The 26,768-nt window shown below is 61.7% G+C and carries 23 protein-coding genes and 2 pseudogenes; 16 read left to right on the forward strand and 9 right to left on the reverse strand.

The genetic code is table 11. From position 1 onward, the window contains the following. Nucleotides 1-468: 468 nt before the first annotated feature. Together ACX80F_RS16050 and ACX80F_RS16055 are read right to left on the reverse strand one after the other, a co-directional pair. Nucleotides 469-819 (reverse strand): hypothetical protein, encoded by a 351-nt coding sequence (locus ACX80F_RS16050; RefSeq protein ID WP_459337391.1) that lies wholly within the window; start codon nucleotides 817-819, stop codon nucleotides 469-471. Between the two features lie 514 nt (nucleotides 820-1,333). Continuing rightward, a complete protein-coding gene (locus ACX80F_RS16055) occupies nucleotides 1,334-1,975 on the reverse strand; it encodes a hypothetical protein (RefSeq protein WP_459337392.1) in 642 nt (213 codons plus the stop codon). Between the two features lie 577 nt (nucleotides 1,976-2,552). On the opposite strand from ACX80F_RS16055, the gene ACX80F_RS16060 reads away from it, so the two are divergent. Further along, nucleotides 2,553-3,791: an AI-2E family transporter gene (locus tag ACX80F_RS16060; protein WP_459337393.1), complete on the forward strand. Its 1,239-nt coding sequence runs from the start codon at nucleotides 2,553-2,555 to the stop codon at nucleotides 3,789-3,791. Nucleotides 3,792-4,007: 216 nt separating this feature from the next. Next, on the forward strand, nucleotides 4,008-4,253 hold the full coding sequence (locus ACX80F_RS16065; RefSeq protein WP_394253119.1) for a hypothetical protein: 246 nt from the start codon (nucleotides 4,008-4,010) through the stop codon (nucleotides 4,251-4,253). Between the two features lie 147 nt (nucleotides 4,254-4,400). Here ACX80F_RS16065 and ACX80F_RS16070 read toward each other — a convergent pair whose 3' ends face one another. Further along, the gene (locus ACX80F_RS16070; RefSeq protein WP_459279209.1) at nucleotides 4,401-5,234 is read right to left on the reverse strand and encodes a YsnF/AvaK domain-containing protein; all 834 of its coding nucleotides are present in this window, start codon (nucleotides 5,232-5,234) and stop codon (nucleotides 4,401-4,403) included. 312 nt (nucleotides 5,235-5,546) lie between these two features. Here ACX80F_RS16070 and ACX80F_RS16075 point away from each other — a divergent pair, with 312 nt between their 5' ends. After that, nucleotides 5,547-6,329 carry a membrane protein gene (locus tag ACX80F_RS16075; RefSeq protein WP_459337394.1) on the forward strand — a complete coding sequence of 261 codons (783 nt, stop codon included), beginning with the start codon at nucleotides 5,547-5,549 and terminating at the stop codon, nucleotides 6,327-6,329. A gap of 487 nt (nucleotides 6,330-6,816) precedes the next feature. Further along, nucleotides 6,817-7,443, forward strand: a complete 627-nt coding sequence (locus ACX80F_RS16080; protein WP_459337395.1) for a MarR family winged helix-turn-helix transcriptional regulator — start codon at nucleotides 6,817-6,819, stop codon at nucleotides 7,441-7,443. A gap of 298 nt (nucleotides 7,444-7,741) precedes the next feature. Here the strand turns inward: ACX80F_RS16080 and ACX80F_RS16085 are convergent, their stop codons facing one another. Together ACX80F_RS16085 and ACX80F_RS16090 are read right to left on the reverse strand one after the other, a co-directional pair. Beyond that, on the reverse strand, nucleotides 7,742-8,323 hold the full coding sequence (locus ACX80F_RS16085; RefSeq protein ID WP_459337396.1) for a PAS and ANTAR domain-containing protein: 582 nt from the start codon (nucleotides 8,321-8,323) through the stop codon (nucleotides 7,742-7,744). Between the two features lie 448 nt (nucleotides 8,324-8,771). Continuing rightward, a complete protein-coding gene (locus tag ACX80F_RS16090) occupies nucleotides 8,772-9,092 on the reverse strand; it encodes a hypothetical protein (RefSeq protein WP_459337397.1) in 321 nt (106 codons plus the stop codon). A 176-nt stretch (nucleotides 9,093-9,268) separates the two neighbouring features. On the opposite strand from ACX80F_RS16090, the gene ACX80F_RS16095 reads away from it, so the two are divergent. Then, nucleotides 9,269-9,679 (forward strand): hypothetical protein, encoded by a 411-nt coding sequence (locus ACX80F_RS16095; RefSeq protein WP_459337398.1) that lies wholly within the window; start codon nucleotides 9,269-9,271, stop codon nucleotides 9,677-9,679. A 39-nt stretch (nucleotides 9,680-9,718) separates the two neighbouring features. On the opposite strand, the pseudogene ACX80F_RS16100 reads toward ACX80F_RS16095, so the two are convergent. Beyond that, nucleotides 9,719-10,370 (reverse strand): annotated as a pseudogene (locus ACX80F_RS16100) (response regulator). Nucleotides 10,371-10,945: 575 nt separating this feature from the next. Here ACX80F_RS16100 and ACX80F_RS16105 point away from each other — a divergent pair. After that, nucleotides 10,946-11,494, forward strand: a pseudogene (locus ACX80F_RS16105) (recombinase family protein); the annotation flags it as partial. A gap of 439 nt (nucleotides 11,495-11,933) precedes the next feature. Here ACX80F_RS16105 and ACX80F_RS16110 read toward each other — a convergent pair. Beyond that, a complete protein-coding gene (locus ACX80F_RS16110; RefSeq protein ID WP_459337399.1) occupies nucleotides 11,934-12,416 on the reverse strand; it encodes a GNAT family N-acetyltransferase in 483 nt (160 codons plus the stop codon). A 434-nt stretch (nucleotides 12,417-12,850) separates the two neighbouring features. On the opposite strand from ACX80F_RS16110, the gene ACX80F_RS16115 reads away from it, so the two are divergent. From ACX80F_RS16115 to ACX80F_RS16130, 4 genes are all read left to right on the forward strand, one after another. Next, nucleotides 12,851-15,271 (forward strand): hypothetical protein, encoded by a 2,421-nt coding sequence (locus ACX80F_RS16115; RefSeq protein WP_459337400.1) that lies wholly within the window; start codon nucleotides 12,851-12,853, stop codon nucleotides 15,269-15,271. Between the two features lie 71 nt (nucleotides 15,272-15,342). Beyond that, entirely contained in the window at nucleotides 15,343-15,867 is a 525-nt protein-coding gene (locus ACX80F_RS16120) for a GNAT family N-acetyltransferase (RefSeq protein ID WP_459337401.1), read from the forward strand. Between the two features lie 75 nt (nucleotides 15,868-15,942). Next, nucleotides 15,943-16,482 (forward strand): phosphoribosyltransferase family protein, encoded by a 540-nt coding sequence (locus tag ACX80F_RS16125; protein ID WP_459337402.1) that lies wholly within the window; start codon nucleotides 15,943-15,945, stop codon nucleotides 16,480-16,482. Between the two features lie 103 nt (nucleotides 16,483-16,585). Further along, nucleotides 16,586-17,140, forward strand: coding sequence for an AAA family ATPase (locus tag ACX80F_RS16130; protein ID WP_459337403.1), 555 nt, complete (start codon nucleotides 16,586-16,588; stop codon nucleotides 17,138-17,140). 55 nt (nucleotides 17,141-17,195) lie between these two features. On the opposite strand, the gene ACX80F_RS16135 is transcribed toward ACX80F_RS16130, so the two are convergent. Next, nucleotides 17,196-17,780, reverse strand: a complete 585-nt coding sequence (locus ACX80F_RS16135) for a DUF7010 family protein (protein ID WP_459337404.1) — start codon at nucleotides 17,778-17,780, stop codon at nucleotides 17,196-17,198. Between the two features lie 167 nt (nucleotides 17,781-17,947). Here ACX80F_RS16135 and cmtR point away from each other — a divergent pair, with 167 nt between their 5' ends. The 5 genes from cmtR (at nucleotide 17,948) to ACX80F_RS16160 (ending at nucleotide 25,492) form a co-directional block, all read left to right on the forward strand. Further along, nucleotides 17,948-18,307 carry a Cd(II)/Pb(II)-sensing metalloregulatory transcriptional regulator CmtR gene (cmtR, locus tag ACX80F_RS16140; RefSeq protein ID WP_006590980.1) on the forward strand — a complete coding sequence of 120 codons (360 nt, stop codon included), beginning with the start codon at nucleotides 17,948-17,950 and terminating at the stop codon, nucleotides 18,305-18,307. Then, on the forward strand, nucleotides 18,304-18,906 hold the full coding sequence (locus tag ACX80F_RS16145) for a cadmium resistance transporter (protein WP_016997609.1): 603 nt from the start codon (nucleotides 18,304-18,306) through the stop codon (nucleotides 18,904-18,906). Before cmtR ends, ACX80F_RS16145 begins: the two co-directional genes overlap by 4 nt. 255 nt (nucleotides 18,907-19,161) lie before the next feature. Further along, nucleotides 19,162-19,803 (forward strand): recombinase family protein, encoded by a 642-nt coding sequence (locus ACX80F_RS16150; protein ID WP_459337405.1) that lies wholly within the window; start codon nucleotides 19,162-19,164, stop codon nucleotides 19,801-19,803. 185 nt (nucleotides 19,804-19,988) lie between these two features. Next, complete coding sequence (locus ACX80F_RS16155) at nucleotides 19,989-20,396, forward strand: TnpV protein (protein ID WP_459337406.1); 408 nt, start codon at nucleotides 19,989-19,991, stop codon at nucleotides 20,394-20,396. 158 nt (nucleotides 20,397-20,554) lie between these two features. Beyond that, nucleotides 20,555-25,492: a helicase-related protein gene (locus ACX80F_RS16160; protein WP_459337407.1), complete on the forward strand. Its 4,938-nt coding sequence runs from the start codon at nucleotides 20,555-20,557 to the stop codon at nucleotides 25,490-25,492. Here ACX80F_RS16160 and ACX80F_RS16165 read toward each other — a convergent pair whose 3' ends face one another. Beyond that, complete coding sequence (locus tag ACX80F_RS16165; protein WP_459337408.1) at nucleotides 25,493-26,446, reverse strand: hypothetical protein; 954 nt, start codon at nucleotides 26,444-26,446, stop codon at nucleotides 25,493-25,495. Nucleotides 26,447-26,563: 117 nt separating this feature from the next. Between ACX80F_RS16165 and ACX80F_RS16170 the strand changes: the two genes are divergently transcribed. Continuing rightward, the coding region (locus tag ACX80F_RS16170) for a transposase (protein ID WP_459337409.1) at nucleotides 26,564-26,768 on the forward strand (205 nt) is incomplete at its 3' end.

Consider the following 26,768-nt stretch of genomic DNA (forward strand, 5'->3'; position numbering starts at 1 on the left):
CTCCTGTCACAGGATCGATCATCGCCTCTGATGCTTCGGTCGTGAAGTCGTTCACGGCCATCTCCTCTCGGATCAGGCCGGACCCTCACACACCGTTATTCAGACAGTCCCTCCTGTCCCGTCTCTGTGTCTGTCTGTGTGGGCGTGTTCAGCGTTGGGCTTGGCTGAGCAGCGCGATGCTTTTATCGTTGGGTGAGGCCTCGGCCGGTTTTGGTGGTCACCATCAAACCGGTCGGGGTCTGACCATTTCCCCGCCTGCCCCGTAAAGATGCGCTGGATGGCGTTGGTGGAGAGCGTGTGACGGTGTGTAGGTGCTCGTTGAGGCATATCCGGTGAGGTGCTGCCGGGTCTGGCGGTTTGCTTGAGCACCGGAGCCGGTGCCGGCTAAGCAGGTGACCGGCGTGTCGTTGAGGTGGTCGCCTGCAAGCGGGCAGGGAATGGGTTGATCGGTCAACGCTTTCCGGCTTGTTAGTTCGCGGGACGAGTGAGTGTCAGTGCGTTCTCGGGGAGCTCTTCCTGGAAGCAGCCCACGATTCTCTGCGCGTCGTCTTCGGTGGCGTGGGGCGGCAGCACAATACTCAGATCCGAGGAAAGAGTGCCCGGTGATGGCCACCATTCGGCAATCGCAGGGTCCATGATGCAACGCTTGGCATCAATGTCGATGTCCTCGTGCCCGGCGCCGCTGATGGTGATGTACCAGAGCGCATCCGTACCCGTCCGGTACGTCACCATCTGCTCACGGCTCATGGTGTCGGGCCCGGGGGTTCCGGTCTCGCTGGTACAGGCGGGAACCAGTAGCACCACCACCAGGAGGCGCATCCCTCGACTCAGGAGATGCGTCCTCTGTCCTGCCCGGGACGTCCCGGGGAGGACAGAGGATAAAGGGGCTCCGCTGCCGGTGCGTAATGTCGTGGGCACGCCCAGGCCAGCCCTCTGCATGGTTTCGTCCCTTATGCGGCTGGCAGGCGTGTTGCCGGAACAGCGTCGGAGAGACCCGCTCTCACATGGGTCGCCGTCGAGTGGGTCGCTGTCGAGTGGTCCGCTGTCGAGTGTCCCGGTGTTGGGTGGCCCGGAGTGGGGGCTGCGCCGAGGTGGACCGAGATCTGGGCGATCTGGTCCTCGCTACTGAGATCCAGGGACAGACCCGCTACGTGCACGGTGCTGCCATCGGGGAGGATGACAGTGGTTCCCACGGGCGGGAAAATGTCGGCTTTGACCCACGCTACGGTATGTCCTGTTTCGTCGTGGAATCGGGTGCCTCCCGTTGCGTGGGCGTCCAGGGCGAGGAAGGGTCCGTTCAGATGATCTTCCGCGCGTGGGTGAGGGTGTCCCATCAGTTCCCGCGACGATACTGCTGGTCGATGCCGGCCTGGTGGTCGATGCCGGCCTGGTCGACCTTGCGGTGGAAGTGCATGCCGGCCTTCCCGCCGAGGATCGCCCCGATCAACGGGACGAGGACGGCGATCGCCAGGGCGATGAGTCCGCTGGCGGTCAGCAGGCTGCCGTCGACGGGGATGCTCGGGACACCGTTCAGGGTGGACAGCACGTTGAACTGGCTTCCAGCCACCGCGGCGAGGATCGCCAGGACGATCGCGATGATGATGCCCCACAACCAGACGGCCAGGCCCTGCTTGGCGCCGTCGAAGCGCGCCATGCGGCCTGCGACGTACCCGCCGCAGTAGTAGGCGAGGAACAGGATGACCGCCAGGACGATCCCGCTGACGATCCCGATGGTTTCGGCGTTCTCGGTGGCCTGATTCGCGGCGTCCGAGGCCCCGTTGGTGTTCGCGGCTCCCACGCCGGCGCCGATCGCCGTTGCGAGGGCGCTGAGGATGACGGTCAACCCGATCGCGGTCAGCCAGCCGAAGAACGCGGACCCGAATTTGATGCCGCCGAAGCGTTCCTTCTGCGCGGCCACGACATCATCGCGCCGGTTCCTGGGAGTGCTGGCTCCCGAGGTGTGTTCTGTCGCCATGACAAGTCCTTTTCGTTGAAGGTGCCTATTTCGTCTAACCACCACTTCTTGACGGTCAATGGTGCTGCCTCGACGAACCCCCTTGAAGAGTTCCGGCAGCTGATAGGTCACCTAAGTCCCACCATCATAGCTAAGTATGCTTACTAGTTGTAAGGGCGCCCCGACCTCTTCGCGCACGACCATGGGCAGCATCTGGCATTGACGCGCAGGATGCGGAGCGCCACTGAGGTCCTCCTTGTGCGTGGTGGCACCCGCGGATGGCCCGTAGCAGCTTGTGCGCTGTTCCATTGGGTGCGCTCCGTGCGGGTGCTCGCGTGCAGGTGGTGCTGCTTGCGCGGTGGGACTTGGTACCGCCACGATAGTAAGCCTACTGTTATTTCTGGGTGCAGTCGGCCCAGCACACCTGATTCCCCTCTCGTAGGGGCCACTTGCGTGCTGCTGGTCGGCCGGGTGAAGGGATAGGTTCGTGGGGTCATTTATGGTGCAGAGTGGCACCCTGAACCGGGGTTCCGGGTCGTTCCTCTGGGAGGGGGCTTTGGGGCGGGCCGCGGGCCGGTCTCTTCAGGTTCTGCTGGTCATGCTCCTGGGCACGGTGCTGGTGTTCGCGCTGATTCAGGTGCGCCTGGTGATCATCCCGTTGTTGCTGGCGCTGATTCTGGCTTCGGCGATCGGCCCGTTCGTGTCCTGGCTGCGGCGCAAGGGATGCTCCAGTTCGGTGGCGACGGCCACGGCGTTCACGTGCCTGTTGATCGGGGTCGGCGTGGTGAGCTCCGGTGTCGTTGTTGCGGTCATCGGTCAGACGGATCTTCTGGTCCTGAAGGCCGTGCAGGGCGCTGATCAGCTGCTCGATGCACTCCAGAACGGCCCGATCCCTGTCAGCGACGCCCAGCTCCAAGCGGCCCGGCAGGCAGTGGTGGGGCTGGCGACGAGCAGCACGGCCGGCACGACGGCGCTGGCCGGGCTCAGTGCGGCGACGACCTTCCTCACCGGGAGCCTTCTGATGATGGTGATCTTGTTCTTCTTCCTCAAGGACGGGGAGAAGATCTGGGCGTTCATCCTCAGGTTCTTTCGGGATGTGCGCCTGGTCAAGGCACGCCGGGTCGGGGATCAGGCACTGTCCGTCCTCGGCGGGTACGTACGCGGCACCGCGATCATCGCCGCCGTCGATGCGTTCTTCATCGGTGCGGCCCTGGTCATCCTGCAGGTCCCGCTGGCCCTGCCGCTGGCGATCATCGTCTTCATCGGCTCATTCATCCCCCTGGTCGGGGCAACACTGGCCGGGGCCCTGGCCACCGTGGTGGCGCTGGTAACCAACGGGCCGGTCACCGCCCTGATCGTCCTCGGCGTCGTGATCCTCGTCAATCAGCTCGAGGGAAACTTCCTGCAGCCAGTCGTCATGGGCCACACCCTCAGCGTGCACCCCCTGGTGATCCTGGTCGCCCTGACGGCCGGCACAGTTCTCGCCGGGATCATCGGTGCGATCCTCGCCGTGCCGCTCACCGCAGTGGCCTGGGCCGGGATCAAAGCCTGGAACGCCGAATCCGATCACCTCATCACCGATGAAGCGATCCTGCTCGCCGAAACCCACACCCTCATGGACGAACAAGGCCACGGCCCCAGCACGCTCCCCGAGAACGAGGCGGGCGAACCGGTGCTGCCGGAGCTGCCCGAGATCAACCCGACCCTGCTCACGGAACGATCCCTGGTCGCGCCCAGACACCACAGCCTGGACCCCGATACCCAGGACCCGACCACAGATGATCCAACCACGGGTGATCCGGCCACGAGTAATCCCGCCGCGGAAGCACACCCCTAACCCGCCGTGTCCGCCTCGACGGGTCTGCCGCATCGGGAGTCAACCCGCCCTGAGAACTAGTCAGCCTACTGATCAATCAGTAGCGTTGAGAGTGTTGCGGGGGTGCCGGTGGTCTTCGCGAACGCACCGCCGGCGCGAGGTGTCACCCGTAGCAGCAGCTATCCACTCCCGCCACCGCAACAATGATCACGGTGGCGATCATGAAAGGAACAGCGCATGCCAGCAGGCCAGGGAAAGAATATCCGTCGGGTCACCAGTGTCGATGTGGTCCGCAGCACGACCGGAGAGAACCAACCCGGTTCCTACACCTTCGAACTCACCCTCGATGACGGGGTGGAAGAGCACCTCCTCGTAGTTCCTGCCGATGAAGCATCCACGGTGGCCCGCCTCATCCAGCACGCCAGCGCGATGCAGTGGGATAAGTCGACCGAGGATCTCATCTTCGAGAACTACGGCTCCTAACCGCACATCCCGACAAACATCAGCAGCAGCACCAGCACCAGCATAGAAAAGGCCCGTACGGTCCTGCTGGCGCAGGGACCGTACGGGCCTTCTTGATGGTCGAGCGTGCGGTGTTAGCGCGTGCTCTCCGTTAACGCGTGCTCTCCGTTAGCGCTTGTTCTTCGTGCCGGGGTTATTGGTGGTGTCGTCGAGGATCTCGATCTGTTCCTTGCGAACAGTGTCAGAGACTTCCTGCTGCTCGGTGACGGTCTCCGTGTCCAGACGGACCCGCTCGACGGCGACGGCTTCCTTGTCCACGACAACGCGCTCTTCGTGGAGGACGACTTCGTGCTCTTCCTCGCTGATCGCCGGCCCGTCCAGGGCATCACCGCGGTTGGCGTCGGTGATCGGCTCGCGCGTGACACGGACTTCTTCGTGCTGGACCGGGACGGTCTTGGTCACGTTCTCGGTCACCACGTACTTGCGCAGACGTGCCTTCCCGACCTCGCGGCGCTCCTTGCCCACGTGGAGCTGCTCCTCGGAGCGGGTCATCGCATCATCGGTCGTCGGACCGGACGTGTCGCGCCCGACCGTGCCCCGTGCCTCCGACCGGTCGGTGCGCCCGGTGCCGGTCATGCCCGTGGTGGTACCGGCGGTGTTGTCTGCAGTGCCCTGCCCGGAAGGGTTGGTGAGGCCGTAGTGGCGGTAAAGGCGGTCCTCCTCCTCGGGGCTGAGATTGCCGTCGGCCTCGATCCGCGGTGCGTCCTTGACCTGGTCCTTGGTGTACGCGACGGACACATCGTCCCCGGCGAGGCTCGCGTTCTGCAGGGGCACGAACGACTCAGAGGTGCCGAACAGGCCCGTCTTGACAGTTACCCAGCTCGGCTCACCGGTCTGATCATCCAGATACACCTGACCGGCCGAGCCGATCTTCGCGCCCTGGGTGTCCAGGACGGTGCTACGCCCGGAGAGGATGACGTCAATATCGTTCTGCGAAATCATGTAGAGCTCCCTTGTCGAAAATGGTTTAGCGAAGGCGTCGCGGTACGGCGCTGATCAAGATCAGGCTGAAGTCCTGCGCGGACATCCCGTACTGCACGGACGTCAGCTGGAGGAGCCTGCTTGCCGTGCACTCCGTACGCCTACACTATCTAAGCAGGCTGATAATAAGTAGCCTTGCACTTAGCTTGTCATGATGACCGATGACGTGATCGCCCGGTACGCCTCACACGATGGCCCTCGTACGGAGATCCCTTATGTGGCGGCGTCGTATGCACCACGTCCCGTAGCACCCATTCTTTGAAGGAGTACCTTATGGAAGAAACACTCAGAACCGGTTTGGCGACGGTGGTGGAGTTCGTGCCAAAGCTCGTCCTGTTCCTCGTCATCCTGATCGTTGGCCTGATCATCGCGAAGGTCATCGCGAAGGCCCTGGACAAGCTCCTGGAGAAGGTCGGCTTCGACCGTGCCGTGGAGCGCGGCGGCGTGAAGAAGGCCCTCGCCCAGTCCACCCTCGATGCCAGCGACATCGTCTCGAAAATCGTCTACTACTTCCTGGTCCTATTCGTCCTTCAGTTCGCGTTCGGTGTCTTCGGGCCCAACCCGGTCAGCGACCTACTCGCGGGTATCATCGCGTTCCTGCCGAAGGTCATCGTCGCGATCGTCATCGTCGTCATCGCAGCGGCCATCGCCGCGGCCGTGAAGTCCCTCATCCAGAACGCGCTCGGTGGCCTGTCCTACGGCAAGGTCCTTGCCAATATCGCCAGCGTCTTCATCCTCGGCATCGGCATCATCGCCGCCCTGAACCAGGTTGAGATCGCCACCACGGTGACCACCCCCATCCTGATCGCTGTTTTAGCCGCCATCGTGGGTGTGATCGTTGTCGGTGTCGGCGGCGGACTCATCGGCCCGATGTCCCGACGGTGGGAAGGCTACCTGAACAAGGCCGAGGAAGAAGCACCGAAAATCAAGGCCCACGCCGATGCCGCACCCTCAGCCGGTCAGCAGCTGAAGAACAAGGCCCAGCAGGCAAAGAACCAAGCCGGCCAGACCAGTCAGCGCAGCCCCGGCAAGCCCGACGGCGCGCACCGCATCTGACCCACCCGCCGGCACCCTACCGGCGATGCGGGCAGGGTACGTTCGTGCCCTGCCCGCATCCTTCATACCCGGCCCAGCCCCGTCACGCCCAGGACCGCTCTTTGCGCGCACAGTCCTTCATGCGAAAAGTCCTTTGCGACCGCTACCGGCCCACGGGAGCACAGTCGGCCTCGAACCGGCGACCTACCGTCAACGTGCCGTCAACGTGCCGGCAACGTGCCGTCAACTCGCCGTCAACTCGCCGTCAACTCGCCGTCAACTCGAGCATGGAACGGCCGGGTAACCACAAGATACACGGCAGAAAGGACGGAAATCCCGTGTACGAAGTTCAACCGCACGCGGGTCACCAGTTCGTGGTCCGGCCGCACGCGGGTCACCAGTTCGTGGTCCGCCCGCACGTGGGTCACTAGTTCGTGGTCCGCCCGTTTGTGGTCCGGTCCTCAGCGGTGCGACGATCGACAATTCGCCTAGGGTTGGTATTCGGATCATGATCTCGCTCGAGACGAGTCATGTGTTGGTGGTCGCGGCGCGGAAGCTCAGCACCCGGGACACCACCGCCCTGCAGCACATCGGGTTGACCCCCACGGGTTTGTACGCATTGGAAGACCTGGAACGCCGCGGCGCGATGGAACAAGCCCGTCTGGCCCACTTGCTGTATGTGCGACCGCAAACCATCGGACATCTCCTGAGCCGGTTCGAACAGTACGGGTGGGTCACGCGGTACCCCAGCGGGCACCGCAACTACCTCACGGTTGACATCACCAACCGGGGACGCTTGGTCCTCGCCGCCGCCCGCCACCTGACAGCGACTGCAGACCAAACAGACCAGACAGACCACGCGGACCACGCGGACCACAACGGTCGCCGTCGTCGGGCTCGTCCTGTAAAGCACGGGAACCATGCTTGCCCCCGGGATCGTGAGGCACCCGGACATGATGAGATCAGCGGCGTGTCAGGCGATGATCAGCTGCACGATGATCAGTTACATGATGATCGGTTGCATGCGGCCCTGAACGCGCTCCGGCCCTTTCTGATTGCCGTCATCACCGCATCGGGGGGCGACGCAGCCGACGACGACCGCACTGTGTCACCGGCACCTCTAGCCCGACCCTGACTCACGTCAGCAAACGTTTCGAAGTATCCGCATCCGGAACAGCCGGACATAAGAAGCCGAGCCAAGCGAAGCCACCGACATAAAGACGCGATGACGTGGCCCGCGAAGGTGCCCGGGCACCCTCACAGCGGGCCCGGGCACCATTGGGGCACTCACTCCGGCCGGCTTCTTGACCGGAACGGTAAGTGCACTTACTAGTTGACCATAGACCGCCGTCCCATGGTCAGAACCCGGCCGGAAAATAGTATGACCAGAAAGTTGCCACCGACTATTACCCGCTGTCGGGCGGTCACCGGGTTCACGGGTTGTTGTCTGGGCCCGCGCAGATTGATCGGGTGAGGGTCCGCAGGATCAGGGGATCTGCTGTGGCGTCCAGGATGTCCTGGGCGAGCAGGCTGATCTTCCGGTTGACGCGCTGGCTGTACTGGCTAAGCCGGGCAAAGGCTTCATCCGCACTGATGGCCTGGGTGACCATGAGCATTCCTTTGGCCTGCTCGATGACCGCTCGTTTCTCGGCGGAACGGGCCACCGCAGTATTAGCGGCGATCGCCGTCTCATCACGCACGGGGGCGGTGATATCGATCAGGAATCCCCGCATCCCGCGAACCTTGCCGTCCTCGACGAGCGGGTCGATGATCGCAAGGACCCGCCGGGGCCGGGTGCGCGCATCGATCAGCGTGTAGTACCAAGCAATCGCTCCGCCGGCGGTCAGGGCCTCATCTCCTAGTGCCCGAGCCTGCTCGCGGTAGGCGGGCCCCACGTGCGCGAACCCAAGTTCGAGGGTCGGCACGATGTCCCCAGGCTCATACCCGTGGATCGCGTACATCCCCTCATCCCAGGTCAGCATCGCCGTGTCGATGATGTACGCGAAGGCACCCACCTGATCCAGGAGGGGCCTAGGCCCCTCTAATGCGGCGTTGTCGGATACCGGAGCCCTCTGAGGTCCTGGCCTCCGTGAAGGAGCTGGGGTACCAGATGGTGGCGGACGATTAGCGAGGGGGACCGCACCGCCCGGTGGCGTGCCACGCCTGCCACTGGAGGATCCCTGAGAAGTGTGTGCTGCAGCAGGATCAGGCGAAGGACGCGGAAGCCTGGGACGAGACATGAAAACGGGTGCCGATCATCGTACAAACCTTGAGCGGGGCCAGCTGCTTGACCTCATCCCGACAGACAGCTCCGAGCCTATCAACACCCACCGACCCAACCGACCCTACCGACCCTGCCAACGGGCCCATCCGCGCGCTTCTTCGACCAACCCCTCAGGCGGGCCCCGTCAGCCACTACCTCACGACGAACCGATGTCACCTGCAGATACCGGCACCCCCTGTTCAAGGACGGTCCAGAGGCTCCCTAAACTGTGAGAAGTGACCGATGAGATAGTGCACAGCGACGACAGCGATGACAACGGATACGCCCATCCCCGCCAGCATCAGGTACAGACCGCCCAGGATCGCCATCGGTGAGGATGCGTCCTGCAGATACCCGAGCCCGCCATAGGCACCAACAGTCCACGCCACGACAATTACCAGCAGCACCACCAGTGCCGGGACAGCGGCCCGATGCACCCCCAACCACCCCGAAATCCCTGACATCCCCGAGATCCCCGAGATCCGGCGTCGTACCCTGCGATGTACTTGATCCATCCCCATGCACCCATTATGGAGCGAAACCAACCTCGACTAAGGCCCCCGGCCACCATGTGCCTTCGGGCACGCCCTTGGCCTGACAGATGATGAGGCTCTCCTTCCTACAGTTACGGCCGGCCGGGAGCAAATCCTCGGGTCGGTTCCTACCCCGGATCAAGCGGTGAGCGACACTGATCGGTATGGAAGAACCAGACCCGCAGCTCGGCCCACAGACCAGCCCGGGGCCCGGCCCGGAGCCCGGCCCGGAGCCCGAGGACTACGTCCGGGCCGCGAAGGACGCATTCGCGAAATGCCCTCGGATGAGCGGACTACGCCTGGAGTCCGTCCAGGCCGGATACGGTTACCTGACGATCCGCTTCGAGGGACCCCAGGACGACTTCCGCGGCCCGTACGGGGCCATCATCCGGCTCCCCCGCGACAGGCACGACGCACTGTGGGCCCGCTACGCCGCCGACAGCCAGGCCACCATCGAGGACTGGGCCTACACGGGTGTCGCCATGCGAGCCGACCACGCCCATACCGCCAGCCGAACCCAGCACCGCGGATACACCCTGGACGGCATCTGGTGGCTCATCAACGACACCACCTGATAACCCCGACACCCGGCCCCCACCGTTTACCGGACGGGCTCATTGCCTAGCGGCCGGTGAGAAGTCGATGACGGTGGCGATGTAGACGGCGGCCTGGGATCGACGCTGAAAGCCCAGTTTCGCCAGGATCGAGGACACGTGATTCTTGACGGTCTTCTCGGCCAGCAACAATTCAACGGCGATCTGCCGGTTCGACAGGCCCTCCCCAACCAGCGTCAAAACTCTTCTCTGCTGCGTCGTCAGGCGGGTAAGTCGCCCATCGTCCCCCGGCGCCTCATGCAGCCCGGCGATGATGCGCTCCCTCATCCCCGGCTCGAACAAAGACTCTCCCGCAGCGGCCCGACGGACTTTCCCGACCAGATCGAAGTTACGGATCTCCTTCAGGATGTACCCCGAAGCCCCGGCCACCACCGCACCGCGTACCGCCACGTCATCGTCGTAACTGGTCAGGATGACACAGCATAGGGACGGGTCGATGGAGTGCACATCCCGGCACACCTCGATCCCCGTACCATCGGGCAGCCGCACATCCAGGATGGAAACATCAGGTGCCAGGAGCGGAATCAGGCGTGTGGCTTCCGGCGGACCCGGTCTCGCCGATAATCACGCATCCGTGCGTTTCCAACAGCTCTCGTAGTCCCAACCGGACCAGCTCATGATCTTCAAGAAGGAACACCGTAACGTCCCTCATCTGATAATCCTGCTTGCCTGCACCCGGTACCCCTCCACGTCCTCGACCCTGACCCTGACCCTGACCCCGACGCAGGAAAGAAGGGGCTTCTGATACTCGCCGCCGTTTCGACGGCCTCCGTTTCTCATATCAACGGGTAGTCCGAGAGGTCACGACAGCTTCACACTGCAGTACTGAGGTGATGCCGCGCTTCACCCATCGGAAGTGACCTTGTGGTTGTGGTTGGTCTAATTGGGGCCCCGGGTAGGAGTCCACTGCCTGTGCGTGTCTCGCAGCCGATGACGGGCTCAGGAAGGGATTCACGAATCCCGGCACGCGGACCACGTCCAGGAGCAGGTCATCGAGCGGTGGCACATCGCGCGCTACTTCAAAGACATCCCCCCGAGGCTGTGAACTTTCACGAGAGAGGCGAACTTTTTTGCCCTGGGTGGCGGGGTTGCTGTCGATCTGGGGTACACCCATACCGGACGTCAGACGCTGTGGCGTAAACTGTCAGATTAGGCTCCTTTTTTATATTTGTGGACAGTAGTTGTCGCAGGTCTTAGAGTCAAAGCTGACAGATGAGGGGTATTTGGGTGACTGGGCAGCGAGTTGGCTACATCAGGGTGAGCAGTCTTGACCAGACGACGCTCCGTCAGCTCGATGGAGTCGCCCTCGACCGGAAGTACACCGATCATGCGTCGGGTAAGGACCAGAACCGACCCGCCCTGGAGGACCTGCTCGATTTCGTTCGTGACGGCGACACCGTGGTCGTTCATTCGATGGACCGGCTCGCCCGCAACCTCGAGGACCTACGCAGCATCGTGCGACGACTGACCACAAAAGGCGTCCGGATCGAGTTCGTGCACGAGAAGCTCACGTTCACAGGGGACGACAATGCGATGGCGACCCTGCTGCTGAACGTCATGGGCGCATTCGCTGAGTTCGAACGCTCCCTGATCCGCGAACGCCAGCGAGAAGGAATAGCCCTGGCGAAAGTGCGTGGCACCTATAAGGGACGTTCCCGGTCCCTGAGCCCGGAGAGGGCTATCGAACTGTGCGAGAAGGCCGCCGCCGGCGTACCTAAGGCGGTATTGGCCCGTGAGTACGGCATCAGCCGCGAAACCGTGTACGCCTACCTCCGCGCCGGATCCGGTCAGAAGCCGGAGGCTGATCCTGACGGGGAGAGTACGTTGCGTGCCCTTGTTGAGAGTCTGCCCGCCGATACCAGGGACATTCCTACAGTCACCCCCTACGACAGCTTGCTCTCGGTGCCGGCTACGACCCAGAACCTTTCACCTGGATGAGCCTGACTTCCTCTAGGTCACGGTGCAGCTCAGCGCTCCCCTAGGCATACGGGTCGTCCAAGCGGTCATTTACCGTTGCGACTCACAGGCTGGTGCAGGCGAGTACGAGAACCAGATGCTCACACTCGCCTGCACGGAAGCCGGGATCCCGCTGCTTGCAGTGCAGAGGACTTCGAGAAATGACAAAAAAAACTGGCTCTTAAACGGTCGTTTGTGCACACACCATTCACCGGCGGCCGAGACAGAGGTCTTGGACTCAGGAGACTACAAAGGCGTGCTAGATAATCTCCTTGAAGTAGCGGGCGACAGGCCACCGCTCAAACTCACTTCTCTCATATAGGTGTCGCGCCGCTGCGTGGCCCGGATCATCACCGGTCTCGACCATGATCATTCGCATGCCGCTCGACCGCGCTCGTTCGATTGAGTGCTGCAGAAGCACACGACCAAGACCTTTGCCCTGGTGCTGAGGGTCGACGGCGAGTACGTACACCTCGCCCATGTTGTCTTCCGGGTGAAGTCTTGTGCAGACCCACCCTGCGGGCGATCCGTCCACAAACACGACGTCGATGTTCTCCGGTTCACCATCGAGAGTCATTGCCAGATCCTCGGACTGCCGCTCTCGCCAACCCCGCGGATAGAACGACTCGTAGACGAAAGCGGGGACAGCCGGTTCTAGTAGCGGAAATACTGGTTCCCAAGCACGGAGCGACAGGGCTAGAAGGGTCTCCCGGTACTCGGTAGTGAACGGAGCGATCTGCATGGCCCAAGCCTAACCAGACCACCACAATCGGTCGTTTTCGCACGCCGACAGGAAACCCACCACCGAGTGATGGCGACGGAGACTGTTCGCCCACAACAGCGGTGGTCGATAGACAGCCACGACCGGCAGCGCACCCAAGTCGCCGTTTCACTTGAGGTAGCTCAGCGCCCGTTTTCATCGTCCCGGTCATACGCCCGCTCCCCCGACCTGGCGGCACTGGCCAGCCCTCGAGGTCTCAGCAGGAACAGTGAACGACCGGCTTACGGGCACCGATCGCCCGCTGTTAAATCTCAAACACCAAGCCGAGGCAGGACGGATACCGGACTACCAGCCAAGCTCCTATCTAGTAGTCTGCAACCACAAACTATCCACTGACCGTCATCGTCTGATTTAGAACAGCACTTGCGAACTCAGTGGCAAAAAGGGGAATTATTTTGGCGGTCAAACCACTTAAGCGTCTAGAACTTGCAGAACGATACGCTGATAAGACCTGGCGGGACCGCTACCTTGACTTGTCGGACCTCGTGTCCCTGCTCCGGGACTGCATTATAGAGTCAAACTATAAGGTATCCGACGAACTAAATGGGGCAATCACGCTATCTGCTTCAGGTCGTAAAGTTCGAGATCAACTAATCACTAAAGAACAAGTCAATGTCAAGGAAGCGAATGTCCTAACCTTGCTGGGATTGGTTCACATCGACCCCCTAGTCGACGTGATGAACCTTGACTTCGACAAATTGGAACTTGCCATCTCGAATGAGATCAAGTCGAAAGCGCTTTCCTATCCCTTAATCTACGGACGAGACCTATACGACCGCGCGGCTGAACTCTTCACCGAAGAACGCGACTATCTGCGCCACGACGACACACTCAAGCTCCTCAAAGATCTACCGCAGGGCGTCTTCCAAGCAGGCAAGTACCTTATAGGGCCTTTCGGTTTAATTAAGTGCAGCCACCTTCGCCTTCGGTACGCGACAACTACTGTTCCAATGCAGCACTGTTCAGATCATTCATGCCCTAGCATCCACCGAGTTCAACTCTCCACAAGTTATGACGCAGGAGTGAATCGGAACAGGCGTGCTCTAAATAAAATCCTAGACCAGATCTCTGATGAGCCTTCGGAGTGGAACGGGTTTATGTCCGATATCACGGCGGACATTCTCAATGGCTATGAGGTAAACAACTCTTCAACGATTCCTGAGTTACTAGGCGACGGATTCAGCGATGGGGAACTTAGAGCCCTCTTGCAGAGCTCACCTAAGCTCACTGCCGGGCGCACCATTTCGGCCGCAAAAGGAGTCGGCATTGCTGGTCTTACCCAATCCCATGTCAAGCATTTAGATAGAGCGCAGATGCTGCAATTGCTGTTCACCGAATCCGACGACGAATTGGCTAAGCTTGTAGATTCTTGTGTCAGAGATAATGTGGTCAAAATCCCGGCAGGGGAGATCCGACGCCCGAAGGTGAACGCACAGCGCCGCTCTGGAGCCTGGCGGCTCGGTGCGCAGTTGAGCAAGCATGGTGTGCGTTTCACTGGAGGCGGTCGCCAGCTTCCACTGCTTCGCCTCTCTGCTCTTAGCCGAGGTCTCTTCAACAGCGACTCTGCCCCTGAGATCGAGGAGCTGGCATGGCTCCTGCGGGACACCCCCGGTGACACAACTGAGGCTCGGCTCGAGGAATTCTTGAGGGTCTCCGAGCCGCGTCTCATCCTAGAAAAATTGGTACTCGCGAGCAAAAAAAACGCCGAACACGCTGGAAGAGAACTCAAGGTTCCACTTGATCAACCCGACAATCAGGTCATTGATGCACTTTTGTGGAAGTTGGGGTTTCCACTTGGCCGACGACTTGATGTTCGCGATGACTACTGGCGAAACCACGAGAAACTTGAGAGTTTTGTCAGAACAGCAGAATCAAGTCTCGGACTGAACGAAGAACGATTGCGGGGGCTGTCGTCCAACTACTTCGTGAATCTTGAAAAATTCATCATGGATTCATTGACGTTCCTTACTTGGTCCCTGTTGAATGATCATCACACGTCAGAACAGTCCTATGTTTTTTATCCAGATGCCGCGACGCAATTCACGATTCGAACCCTCAACCAGCTCCCCGAGGGAAACCGTAGGAATTCTGATAACGATCTTAGGTTGGATTCAAATCTTAGCCAGATTGTTCAAGGATTTTCACGCCTATCCAAGCATTTGGAGGATCTTAGAGCTAAGGAGGATAGATTCAGAAGGACCGAGTCTTCATTTCCGAAGTTTCACGACAAAACTCAACTCCAGAAGTTTCCTTTTAGTCATTTTGTTCCTTTTCTGGACCTTACCGCCGAATCCCAGGTAAAATTCATCCAGGTACTGGGTCAAGTATCTTCCGATCTTAACGACTCAGGAATCATGACAGCGCGAAACGGCCTTCTCCACGCTAAACAAGAAACGCCATCCTTGGACGAGCTGAGAGAAGCTCTCGATCGATCACGCCGCGCACTCGATCGACTTGAACAGATAGGCGGCGTCCGAACGACATATCTCATGGCTAAGAGTCAGACCAACGCCTGGGGTCGCTCGAATATTACGATGGAATCAAGCGGCAAGCAGATTCAGTTCTCGACCCCGTCTTCTTACAGCTGGTTAGGTTTGCCGGGACTAACCAGCTCGCAGTACCTGATTCACGGGGCGCTCTTCGCGCCTCCGAATGAGATGCTGCGGTTCGTAGAGGGATTTGAGTCGGAGTACGCCTCTTACTGGAGCGGATACGAACGCCGACCAGAACCAGGTAACCGCATTGTGGCGGGCCAGTCCGAGAATCTCGCCGCCCCGATGGAGACTGGAACCTTCGTTGCAGCGAAAGCTGACTAGCTAGGGCGAATGGACTTGCCGCCGCATGAAGGACGCTCCACCGGGCGCCTCTAGCCCTGTTGACTATGCACATGACGAACATCGAGATCCGTCCGACCGCAGACCAGGACATACAAGCACTCGCGCAGGTACACGTGCAGGCATGGCGTTGGGCCTACCGCGGACTTCTACCTGACGTTATTCTCGACGGCCTCGACGTTGATCGGAGAGCTGCAAGTTGGAATCAAATGGTGCACGAGGAAATGCTTCCGCGTCCCTGGGTCGCCGTGGCCGGCTCGGACATCGTTGGTTTCGCCCACGCGGATACCAGTCGTGACGATGACGCCAGCACGCGAACTGGAGAAGTGACTGCCCTGTACCTGAATCAGGACCATGTTGGTACTGGAGTCGGACGTCGGCTATGGAACGCCGCACTCAATCAGCTACGCAATAGCGGACACACCGAACTTACCGTCTGGGTCCTCGAGACAAATGGCCGCGGTCGTCGCTTCTACGAGCGGACCGGCATGACCAATGACGGAACTACTAAGGAACAAGAGATGCGCGAGTCCGTCCTAACCGAGTTGCGGTACCGATCGTCACTAGCTGCACTCTGAACGACGCACGACACGGTGGAGGATCGGCATACGGACGGTCGGCTGATCGAGGATCTCGGTCGATACAGTGACTTCATGACAGGCGGGATGGATATCACGGTGGCTCGGCAGCTTGCTCTTAAGCACTTCTGTTGGATAGACGGGCATGCCGACACCTGGACCATGCTTCGAGACGCTGATTCACTTGGCACGATCGTGCGCGGGCTCGCGCAGCTTGCCCGCGAGGAAAGCCCAGACGTCATTGTCGGTATCGAATCACGTGGGTTCGCCCTCGCTCCTGCAGTCGCTGTCGCTCTTGGCGTGGGATTCACTCCTATCCGGAAGGACGGAAGCTTGTTTCCCGGCGACACGGTTCAGCAGGTCACCGACGCAGACTATCGAGGTAATACCAGGACCCTCTTGGCCAGAAGGGACCACTTCGAGCGTTCCCAGCGAGTGGTGCTCATCGATGATTGGATCGAGACAGGCAGCCAGGCCTTCGCGGCGTCCCAACTCATAAGCACCTGCGGAGCAGAACTTGCCGCCGTGGTCGTCATTGTCGACGAAGCCAGCAGCGCAGCGCGAACCAAGCTTCCGCCCATCCGCACACTGCTGACAGCAGTAGAACTTCCGTAACGACCGTCCGCACAAGCAATGCGCTGACAGGTACCGATGCGGCATAACTGTTCCCGAACCGAGCCAGCGCCCGTTCCATCACCTGGTCGGTTAGGTTCGAGGTATGCAGAACATGGTGATCGTCCTGTCAGGGCCGCCGGGTGCGGGCAAATCGACGACAGCCCGAACCGTTGCTGCCACGTACCCCAAAGCAGTGCATCTGCATACAGACGATTTCTGGCGGTACATCGTCTCGGGGCACATTGCGCCCTACTTACCGGACTCCGATTCTCAAAACCAGACGGTCGTCCGCGCACTGGCTGCCACGGCTTTTACTTTTGCGGATGGCGGGTACACGGTAGTAGTCGACGGTGTTGTAGGGCCGTGGATGCTCGACCATTACCAACAAGTGGCGCAAGAGCATTTGGAAGTAGCCCTGCACTACGTAGTGCTCCGCCCCTCCCGAGCTGTATCGCTCACTCGTGCTCAGCAACGCAACGCACCCGATGCCCTGGTAGAAGAGGCGCCGATTCTCTCGCTCTACGACCAGTTCACAGACCTAGGCAGTTATGAAAGCCACGTCCTCGACACAACTGAGCAAACGGTAGAAGAAACAGCTGAAGCCGTCACGCGTGGCGTCTTCAACCTCCACTTCTCAGTGATTACAACGCCTCGCTAATTACAGAGCCCTCCCCGTATAGCGATCCTCCTAGGACACGTTTTTGCAAGAGGCATCAGGTGCTCACATTCGTTCGCCGGGAAGCGAAGAGGCCGAGGCTGTAGATGAGCAGAATGAACGACATGGCCAGTCCGGATCCGACAGCCGCTTGGAGAGCGCTGGTCTCGGTGGCGATGAGAAGACCGGCACTACCGATGAGCACGAGGAACCCGCCGAGTGTGTAGAACATGCGTTCTTTGAAGGCCCAAGCGAACGGCAGGAAATGCAGACCGACGACGAGAGCGATCAACGCCGGCCTGAGCTCCAGTTCTCCCACCGATTCAAGCCACCGACCACCAGCGGCTATCAGCGCGAACTCTATGACCACGCAGAAAACGTACACGCCGATGTGCCAGCCGCGCGGCGGAACGAAGGGGCCGAGGAAGCGTGGGGCGGCGAAGAGGAACCAAAGAGTTGCACTCACGAAAACAAGGGTGAGGATGCGCGCTGCGACCGACCACGCATCGGTGAACCCTGGCGTATAGGAGAACACGAAAACGCACGCCCCGACCAACCCGATGAGGGTTCCCGTTCGTCGGGGATCCGCAAAGCGGGGAGGTGCTGCGTTCCTGTGAGCGGTAGACGTGCTGTCAATAGTCACGGGAAGACCCTCTCACATGAGTGCGGAACACGTCGTCCCTCACGGGTGTAAGCGAAGGACTATTCGTGAATCGCCAGCAACTGGGCCTTTGAGGATCCCCTTACGGGCATGCGATCTGGGCTGACGCCTGTGACCGAGTGTTCAGTGCGCGCTGTATAGTTCAGTCCATGCTGACTATTGCTTCGCGTCTCGACGTGATGAACCGCCTGGGTCGTGCACTGGCCGACCCCACTCGATCCCGGATCATCTTGACCCTGCTCGACCATCCCGCTTACCCGGCGGAACTGGCCCGAGATCTGGACCTGACACGCCCGAACGTGTCCAACCACCTGGCATGCCTGCGCGATTGCGGGATCGTCGTCTCCGAGCCCGAGGGTCGTCGGACACGATATGAGATCGCCGATTCGCACCTGGCGCAGGCGCTGACGGCACTGGTCGATGCCACCCTGGCAGTGGACGAAGACGCCCCGTGCATCGATCCCGCCTGCTCGCTTCCCGGATGCGACGCAGCTGGGGAGGGCGCATGATCCTCACCTCGGTCTTGCAGGCGATGGGCCTGTTCGCAGCGACCAACATCGACGACATCATCGTGCTCTCCCTCTTCTTCGCGCGAGGGGCAGGCCAGCGCGGCACTACCGCCCGCATTCTGGCCGGCCAGTACCTCGGATTCGCCGGCATCCTCGGTGCCGCGGTCCTGGTGACCATCGGTGCCGGAGCATTCCTGCCCTCGGCAGCCATCCCGTACTTCGGTCTCATCCCTCTGGGCCTCGGCCTCTGGGCCGCATGGCAGGCCTGGCGCGGAGACGATGATGACGATGACGACGAGGCCAAGGTTGCCGGCAAGAAGGTCGGCGTGTGGACAGTCGCAGGCGTCACCCTTGCCAACGGCGGCGACAACATCGGCGTCTACACCCCTGTCTTCCTCAGCGTGGAACCTCTCGCAGTAGTCGCCTACTGCATCGTCTTCCTCGCGCTCGTCGCGGTCCTGGTGGCCCTGGCAAAGTTCGTCGCCACCCGCCCCCCGATCGCCGAAGTGCTCGAACGCTGGGAGCACATCCTCTTCCCCATCGTTCTCATCGGCCTCGGCATCGTGATCCTCGTCAGCGGCGGAGCCTTCGGACTCTGACGTAGCGGCAGCGATCCAAACGGCCCCGACCGGGCGCACCCCTCTCGGTTCAGACCGCGACACCTACCTGCAGCCAGTCCTGCGTGATCGCGGCAACAAGACCGCCACGGAGCGCTGCAAAAACCCCGCCACCAAGCGAACGAAGCCACACTCAAACTGCCCCGAACTTTGTCTCTCTAAGCATGTGCGAAACGTGTACTGTCATAACGCGAGGGTGAGACGGATTCTGCGACCCTCCGGATTGGGGGAGGACACATGGATCGACCGGAACGCCTTGAAGGCGTCGAGGAGCCGCGGTTGGTGCCGGATGGCGTCCTGATTGGATACGCCCGCGTGTCCACCACTGACCAGAATCTCGAGGCGCAAACCCGCCAGCTTGTTGATGCCGGTTGCTATGACGTCTACGCGGATCGCGGGAAGTCCGGCGCGACGATGACCCGCCCCGAGCTGGAGAGTTGCCTGCGGGCACTGCAGCCAGGCAACACGCTTGTGGTGACCAAGCTCGACCGGCTCGGCCGCACGGTTCGCGGACTTGTGGAACTCCTGGACTCACTGCATGAGCGGGGCGTCATGTTCCGATCCCTCGGTGAGGGCATCGACACCACCACGGCTTCAGGCCGGCTGATGTTCAACATCATCGCCAGCGTCGCGGAGATGGAACGCGAGCTGATCCGGGAGCGGACGAAGGCCGGCCTCGCCGTCGCAACGGGGAAGGGCGGTCGACCGCCGCGCCTCCAACCCCACGACGTCGTGGAAGCGCGACGGCTCAGGGAGGAAAAGTGGACTGTCGAAGCCATCGCCAAGAAGTTCAAGGTTCACCGCTCCACAATCATTCGCGCACTGCGCACCGATGGTCTCGCTGGTGCCGCCTACAAGGGTCAAACCAGTGGTGGTTAGAGGACTGAGGCTTATGTCCGTGAATCCTTCCTGATGATCGGTCGGGCGCTAGATACGGTTGGGGCAGTATTCCACCGGCACCAGGGGGACCCCGATGGCGCGATCGCGCAAGCGCAACCAGATTGATGGACAAGCAACTCTCGACCTAGACGCATTTCTTTTCGCACCACCAGAGGAGGTTCTCGATGAACAAGTACGGCAAGTTCGCGCAGGAGACGTGGAAGATGACCGCGCCGTCGCAGTACGCCCTGATTCCGGACCCGGAGGAATGGTTCCGGAAGCTGGGGGAGGAAGCGATGAACCAGGTAGGGGAGTTGCAGTACCAGATCGCGGGACCGGATCCGGAGGGCGAGACGTACCTGCAGAAGGTGGGCCGGTTGAACGCCTCGAGGATGCAGGCCGAGGAGATAGTTCGGGCGGAGATGTTGACGCCCGACGTGATGGAGACGGAGGGCGACGACGAGACGGAGGAGGACGAGGTGGATCGCCAGCGGAGGGAACTCCGGGAAGCGTTCAAGGAGATCGCACAGACACAGAGGGAGTTGCTGGACGCCTACCGGAATCAGGAGATGGATCAGAACTACCAGAGGTAGTTTCTTCAGCTGAAGCTGATTCGCGTTTCATTCCGGTACGCCAGGAGGACCTTGCACCGTCCGGTGCCCGCGCACGATTCCAAGCCAACGTTGCTGCGCTGCGCGTCCTGCGCGAGCTACAGGACCAGGACCGCGGAGCCACAGCACAGGAGCGTTCTGTGCTGGCACGGTGGGGGAGCTGGGGCGCCACAGGTGTGGCCGAGGTGTTCGATGAGACCCGGGCCGAGTATGAAGCTGACCGCGCCGAGCTGAGCGAGCTGTTGAGCGAGAGCGAGTACCGGGCCGCGAACCGGACCGTCATCAACGCCCACTACACCGACCCCGCCCTCGCCACGGAACTCTGGCAGACCCTGAACACTCTGGGCTTCACCGGTGGCCGCGTGCTCGAACCGGGATCAGGTGCTGGCACCTTCATCGGTCTTGCGCCCGAGACCGTGACCATGACCGGTGTGGAGCTGGACCCGATTACCGCGGGCATCTCCCAAGCCCTCTACCCGGAGGCCGACATTCGCGCCGAGTCCTTCGCTGACACGCGCCTGCCTACCGGTTACTTCGACGCAGCCGTCGGCAACGTCCCGTTCGCCAAGACCAGGCTGCACGACCCACGCCACAACGCGGGCAACCACTCGATGCACAACCACTTCATCATCAAGTCCCTCGACCTCACCCGACCCGGTGGCGTCGTCAGCGTCATCTCGTCCGCGTTCACCATGGACGCCCAGAACCCGGCAGCCCGCCGTGAAATCCACGAGACAGCCGACTTGCTCGGCGCGGTCCGCCTGCCGACCGGTGCACACCGTCGCGCCGCTGGCACCGACGCCCTCACCGACGTCCTGATCTTCCGCAAGAGACTCCCGGGCGAAGAACCACTGAGCGCACGGTGGCTGGAGTCGCGCGTCCTGTCCTTGGGTGACAACCAGGACGCCGAGGTCGACGCGAGCCAGGACGTGGCTCGGATGAACGCCTACTTCATTGAGAACCCGCAGCGGGTGCTGGGTGAGCCCGTGGTGGGTAACGGCATGTACGGGTCAGCGACGCTCACCGTGCGCAACGAGGACCTGCGCTCCGTGCCGGAGCAGCTGCACAACCAGTTGCAGGACCTTGCCCTGATCGCCGTCGGTGCCGGCAGGGGAGTGGCAGAGCGTCAGGCCGGGCGGGTCATCGAGTCTGTAGCGATCGTCCCTGCAGGTAAGCAGCTCCAAGTCGGGCACATCATGTCCGAGCCGGACGGCACCTTCCGGCAGGTCGACATCGATGGATCAATCGCCCCGTTGAAAGTCCCCGCGACCCAGGCACGCGAACTACGGTCCCTGCTACGGCTCCGCGACCTCGCCCGTTCCGTGCTCACCCTCGAGGCGAGCAACGTGGAGGACACCCCGGAACTCGACGCCGAACGCGCTAACCTGCGCGAGTCCTACCGCACCTACGTGGATTCCTTCGGCCCGATCAACCGGTTCACTGAGCGCCGCACCGGCAAGGTCAACGACGTCGGCGAGGACATCATGGCCAGGGTGACGCCGAAAGCGGTGGCGCTGCTGCGCAGCGACCCCTTCGGCCCGATCGTCCCTGCTCTGGAGCGGTTCGATGAAGTCAGCCAGACAGCAACCCCGGCAGCACTGCAGCGCGGCCGCCAGGTCCAGCCGCGCCAACCCATTCGAGGTGTCGACACCCCGGCTGAGGCCCTTGCCGTCACCCTCGACACCCGAGGTGAAGTCGACCTCACCGAGATAGCCAATCTGCTCGGCGTCGACCCAGTAGCCGCCAGGGACGCACTGGGAGAGCTGGTCTACGACATTCCCGGTGAGCCCGGGGTCATGGAAACGCGAGCCGAGTACCTCAGCGGCAACATTCGGGAAAAGCTCGACATCGCCACCGTCGCCGCGGCCGAGGATGAGCGATTCCTCCGCAACGTCGAGGACCTGAAGGCAGTTATGCCCCTGCCGTTGGGCGCTGATGAGATTGAGGCCCGTATCGGGTCCATCTGGATCTCAGCCGACGTCCACCAGGAGTTCCTGCAAACCATTACGCGGGATCGGCAGGCACGCGTGGACCGGGTGACCGGCGCGAACTGGGACGTCCAGGCGAACAGGCAAAGCTTCACCGTGCGCAACGACTGGGGTACCGAGCGGATGCCGGCGGGCGAAATCTTCAAGTGCCTGCTCGAGCAACGCAGAGTCCAGGTCACCGACCCGGACCCCGACCCGGAGAGCCAGCGCCGCATCCTTAACCCTGTCGAGACGGCATCAGCGCAGGAGAAGGCCCAGCTGATGCAGGACCGTTTCGGGGAGTGGGTGTGGGAGGACGCAGACCGCGCCATCGCCCTCACCGACGAATACAACCGTAGGTTCAACTCGCTTGTGCTGCGCGACTACACCGTCGAAGGTGAACGCCTCACCCTGCCCGGGCTCGTCAAGGACTGGCACCCTCGGCCGCACCAGCGCGCCGCCGTGGCGCGCATGATTTCCGAGCCATCCGTGGGGCTCTTCCACGAGGTCGGGGCGGGTAAGACCGCCGAGATGGTCATGGGGTCGATGGAGCTGCGGCGACTGGGCATGGCACGGAAACCTGCTGTCGTGGTGCCAAACCACATGCTCGACCAGTTCGCCCGCGAGTGGTTGCAGATCTACCCCCAGGCGCAGATTCTTGCCGCGTCGTCGGCGGACCTTGCCGGCGACAAGCGCCGACAGTTCGTTGCACGGGCGGCCGCGAATGACTGGGATGCAGTCATCATGACCCGTACCGCGTTCGAGCGGATTCCGTTGTCGACCGAATCGGAATCGCAGTACCGCGGCCGCGAGGTTGAGCGCATGCGCCAGGAGATTCTGGCCGCGAAGGAGCGTGCACTCGCAAGTGGCGGTAAGGCGATGAGCGTCAAGAAGCTCGAGAGCCGGCTGCAAGCTCAGGAGGAGAAGATTAAACGCCTCCTCGAACACCCCATCGACCCAGGGCTGACCTTCGAGCAGACCGGGATCGACTACCTCATCGTGGACGAGCTGCACGACTTCAAGAACCTCTCGACCGCTTCAAACATTCAGGACGCCGCGATCGACGGCTCCAACCGCGCCTCAGACCTCCACTCCAAGGTCGAGTACCTCCGCGACACCCACGGTGACAGGGTGATCACCGGTGCGACCGCTACGCCGATCGCCAACAGTGTCACCGAGATGTACGTGATGCAGCGCTACCTGCGCCCTGACCTGTTGGAGAAGGCCGGTATCAACGACTTCGACACGTGGGCTGCGACCTTCGGTCAGGTTGTCACCGAGATGGAGATGACTGTCGCCGGCGGCGACAGTTTCAAGATGAAGGAACGGTTCTCGAAGTTCCAGAATGTGCCCGAGCTGCTGAAGATGTTCCACACCTTCGCGGACGTGAAGACCGCCGAGGACTTGCAGCTGCCCGTGCCCGACATTGAGGAACGCGAGGACGGCAGGCGCCTGCCCCGCATGGTCACCGTTGAGCCGTCCATCGAGCTCGAGGCGTACATCGCGTACATCGCGGACCGCGCCGAGAAGATCCAGGCACGTTTGGTCGATCCAACCGAGGACAACATGCTGAAGATTTCCAGCGACGGACGCAAGGCCGCCCTCGACATGCGCCTGGTCGACCCGGAGCTGGACGCCCTCGTCGGAGCCACGAAGATCAGTGCGACGGCGGACCTCGTGGCCAAGGTGTACGAGGAGACCAAGGACCGCGTCTACCTCGACCCGGAGACGAAAGATGCGCACCCGACGCCGGGCGCCCTGCAGATCGTGTTCTGCGACCTCGGCACTCCCTCAGACAAGTGGAACGTGTACGGGCAGCTGCGCGAGGACCTGGTACAGCGAGGCGTGCCCGAGCACAAGGTGCGCTTCGCGCACGAGGCAAAGAACGACGCCGAGAAAGGTCGGCTCTTCGAGGCCTGCCGGACAGGGGACGTCGCCGTCCTCATCGGATCGACACAGAAGATGGGTACGGGTACGAACATGCAGGCCCGCGCCGTGCACCTGGTCGACCTCGACGCACCATGGCGGCCGGCCGACGTTTCCCAGCGTCACGGCCGCATCATCCGCCAAGGCAATCAGAACCCCGAGGTCGGCATCTCGCAGGTGGTCACCAAGGGATCATTCGACACCTTCATGTGGCAGACGCTGGAGCGCAAGAGCAAGTTCATCGACCAGATCATGCGCGGCCGCCTCGACGTCCGCGAGATCGAGGACGTCGGTGACAACACCCTGTCCTTCGCGGAGGTCAAAGCCATCTCCAGCGGCAACCCGCTCATTCTGGAGAAGTCCAAAGCCGACCAGGAACTGACCCGCCTGCAGCGCCTCGAGCGCGGCTGGCACCGCAACCAGGCAGCGCTCAGCCGACGCAAAGACAGCGCCATCGTCCGAGGAAAAGCCTTGGCTGCTGAATTGCCCGCACTGAAGGAAGCCGCCGCACGCACAACGCCCGACATTGGCGGTGATGCCTTCCGCATGACCATCAACGGTAGGACCGTCGACAAGCGCGCCGACGCAGTGGAAGCGCTGCGCACTTGGGCGGACAGGAACGCAGCAGGACGACCCCCTATCCAGGGGTCGAAGGACCTTGGTGTGATGGCCTCCATCAATGGCCATGACATCAGGTTTATTCAGGGCCAAGCGAACATGGTTGAGATGGGTGCGTCCCGCGTCGAGTTGCCGATCGAGGGCGCGCCTGGCGTCGCGGTGGAACTCAAACGCAATGACGCTCTCTTCCCGACCGTGGGTGTGATCCAGCGCCTCGAGAACCAGGTCACGCGCCTGCCCGATGAGGTGGTGAAGCGTGAGCGTCAGCTGGAGGAAGCGCGCCAAGAGTACCGGGAAGCAGCCAACGCCCTGAAGCAACCGTTCAAGCACACCGACGCGCTACAAACGGCGAAGTGGGAGGTCGAGCGAATCAACCGCGAGATGCGCGGCGAGGACGGAGCGCAGACCGTACTGACGGCCGAGCTCGAGGAACTACGACGCGATATGCGGCTCGCCACCCCGACGCCAAAACAGCCAGGATCGCTTGTGCAGCTCCCAGCTGGTCAGCGCTCGGACGCGGTACTCCGGACGAAGACTGCTCGTCGTGACGAGGGCATCGAGCGCTGATCAGTTTTGCCTCCCTCCCTTGTCCCGTCTCGTGTCATTGGCCGTTCTGTCGGCCGCGTCGCGGGGCAAGGGGGGCCTGTTTCCTCGCAAGAAAGCTCTGCCGACTGTCAGGTTGGCGTGCACGTTAGCCGGGTGTGTTGATGCCATCTCGTCGTGCCGGCGCCGAACGATTGAGAAGAAGGTTCCATGAGCCTTGCCCTCGATGACTGCTCCATGTACGAGGAAGGGCTTGTTCTCCTCGCTTTGCGGTGGGACCTCGATCAAAATCAAATCACCGTCCCCGTGAGCGACTACTTCGACCCGAAGATCCTCGATCGGTGGGACGACCTTCGCGTCGATCACCTGCACATACTTCCTCCGAGCTCCAGAGAGACTAGGAAGGGGTGACACCTTCGTTATCACGTCTCCACTGCCTTGATTTTTTGTAGTGAGCCCGAGCACCACGACCCCGCCGTCGGGAGCATTTGCGAACTGTGAGACCCACTGAGCGAGGCGAATTTTCCCGACTTCCGTTGTTAGATCCGCGTGCTGTCTCTTCACTTCGAGCCAGTCGCCCTCCGGCTGGCCCAGCAGTGCTTCAACATGTCCTCCGCGGATCAGCTCTGAGACCGTCTCGTGCGTGACGTCGCCGGACGATGCTTCCAGCAGGGCCTTTACGAGGAGCGCATCGGAGTACAGATCGAAGAGACTGCGTAAGCGAGTGTTGAAACCCATTCTCAGCGTCAGCATCCAGTTACCCTGACCGTCGCCGTCAGCATCAATGTCGAGGAGACTTAGACGCTTTCTCTCCAGGAGAGGGCTGATGAGGGCAACGATGTACTGGTCGCTCTGAAACCGATCAGGAAGAAGAACATAGGTCTGAACGACCAGCGTCAGGCTGTTCTCGTAGAACGAGAAGCCAACCCCCGTGTAGGGGAAGTACTCAAGGTCAGAAGCGTCCTGGTCGGCGGACAAGACACCGGTCCGTACGGTCATATCGGATGGTGCCCATCCAACAAACCTACTCAGCCTTCGGTATGAACCGCCCTGGGTTTGATGGAGACTCCTGACCTTGGAAACGAGAATAGAGTCATGGCATCAAGTCAGGGAGCCGGGAAGCCGACGGCACGTCGGTATTCGCCGGAGGAGAAAGCCGCAGCGGTCCGGATGGTGCGGACCTTGCGGGCAGAGCTCGGGACCGAGCACGGGACAGTTCACCGGGTCGCATCGCAGCTCGGGTACGGAACGGAATCGGTACGGTCATGGGTCCGGCAGGCCGACGTCGATGAAGGACAGG

The organism is Arthrobacter sp. TMS2-4 (genome assembly GCF_054511075.1).